At 64.5% G+C, this 1,974-nt stretch carries 1 protein-coding gene and 1 pseudogene; both read left to right on the top strand.

Annotated features, from left to right (window positions below; translation table 11 throughout):
• Positions 1-1,262: pseudogene (gene istA / locus O7A05_RS33940) on the top strand (IS21 family transposase); the annotation flags it as partial.
• Complete coding sequence (gene istB / locus O7A05_RS33945; protein WP_337097768.1) at positions 1,195-1,923, top strand: IS21-like element helper ATPase IstB; 729 nt, start codon at positions 1,195-1,197, stop codon at positions 1,921-1,923. The pseudogene istA and the gene istB, both read left to right, overlap by 68 nt.
• The last annotated feature ends 51 nt before the right edge of the window (positions 1,924-1,974 follow it).

The raw sequence follows: 1,974 nt of genomic DNA on the forward strand, positions 1-1,974 counted from the left end.
CCGCCGCTACGCGAAGAGCTGGGCGAAGGCGCAGGGGTCGGCGACGGCGGAAGCTTATGTGCCGCTGTTCTTCGCGCCGGGCGAGGCCTACCAGTTCGACTGGAGCCACGAGATCGTCCTGATCAACGGCGTGACAGTGACCGTGAAGGTCGCCCATGTCCGGCTCTGCCACAGCCGCATGATGTTCGTCAGGGCCTATCCGCGGGAGACGCAGGAGATGGTGTTCGACGCGCACGACCGGGCCTTTGCCTTCTTCGGTGGCGCCGGCACGCGCGGCATCTACGACAACATGAAGACGGCGGTGGAAACGATCTTCGTCGGCAAGGACCGGCAATACAATCGCCGCTTCCTGCAGATGTGCAGTCACTATCTGGTGCAGCCGGTCGCCTGCACGCCGGCGTCCGGCTGGGAGAAGGGTCAGGTCGAGAACCAGGTCGGGCTGGTGCGGGAGCGCTTCTTCACACCGCGGCTGCGCTTCAAGTCCTATGCCGAGTTGAATGCCTGGCTCGCCGACAAGTGCGTCGCCTATGCGAAGGCACACCGCCATATTGACCAGCCCGAGCGCACGATCTGGGAGGTGTTCGAGGAGGAGCGCGGCAGACTGGTCGAGTATCGCGGTCCATTTGATGGCTTCCACGCCATGCCGGCTTCGGTGTCGAAGACCTGCACGGTTCGCTTCGATAACAACAAATACTCCGTGCTCTCGACCGCTGTCGGCCGCCCGGTCGAGGTCCAGGCCTATGCCGATCGGATCGTCATCCGACAGGACGGCGTGATCGTCGCCGAGCATGCACGCTGCTTCGGCCGCAACGAGACGGTTTATGATCCCTGGCACTATGTTCCGGTGCTGGCCCGCAAGCCGGGCGCGCTGCGCAACGGTGCGCCATTCCACGACTGGACGCTGCCCTCGGCGATGGAACGGGTGCGGCGCAAACTGAAGCCGGCCCATGACGGCGATCGGCAGATGGTGGCGATCCTGACCGCGGTTCTCGGTGACGGTCTCGACGCGGTGGAAGCCGCCTGCCAGGAAGCGCTCGACCAGAACGTCTGCTCGTCCGCCGTCATCCTCAACATCTTGGCGCGGCGGCGCGATCCGACGCCGGCCGTCACCATCCTCACCCCGGACGCTCTTCGCCTGCAACACGAGCCGCAGGCCGACTGCGCCCGCTACGACAGCCTCAGGAGGGCAAGCTGATGGAACGCACGCAGGTTCTGGAACTGATGGGGACACTGAAGCTCTATGGCATGCGCGGCGCCTATGACGAGATCATGGCGACAGGCATCAAGCGCCAGCACGAGCCGCCGAGGATCGTCGGCGATCTGCTGTCGGCCGAGATTGCCGAGAAGCAGGCCCGCTCCATCAAATACCAGCTCACTGTCGCCAAGCTGCCGATCGCCAAGGACATCGATGAGTTCGACTTTGACGGCACGCCGGTCAACGAGGTGCTGGTCCGGGACCTTGCCAACGGCACCTTCGTCGCCGACCAGCGCAACGCCGTGCTCATCGGCGGCACCGGAACCGGCAAGTCGCATCTGGCAATCGCCATTGCCCGCGCCCTGATCCGCAACGGCTCACGTGGCCGCTTCTTCAACGTCGTCGATCTCGTCAACCGGCTCGAGACCGAGCACCGCGGCGGCAAGCAGGGCCGTATCGCCGACTACCTCACCAGGCTCGACTTCGTCGTGCTCGATGAACTTGGCTATCTCCCGTTCGCGCAGGCCGGCGGGCAATTGCTCTTCCACCTGATCAGCAGGCTCTATGAGCGGACCTCGATCATCGTCACCACCAACCTGGCGTTCGGAGAATGGCCCGCCGTCTTCGGCGACGCCAAGATGACGACAGCGCTGCTCGACCGTCTCACCCATCATTGCGAGATCATCGAGACCGGAAACGAATCCTGGCGCTTCAAGAACCGCGCCTGATCATCCCATCAAGCTGCCAAGCGCCATCCGCGCTCGCCCGGGCTGCGCAAC

It is taken from the genome of Mesorhizobium argentiipisi (SeqCode) (assembly GCF_037179585.1).
GTDB classification, from domain to species: Bacteria; Pseudomonadota; Alphaproteobacteria; order Rhizobiales; family Rhizobiaceae; genus Mesorhizobium; species Mesorhizobium argentiipisi.

Coding starts and splice junctions, on each gene's coding strand:
- istB (WP_337097768.1), top strand. CDS start 1,195: ATGGAACGCACGCAGGTTCTGGAACTGATGGGGACACTGAAGCTCTAT.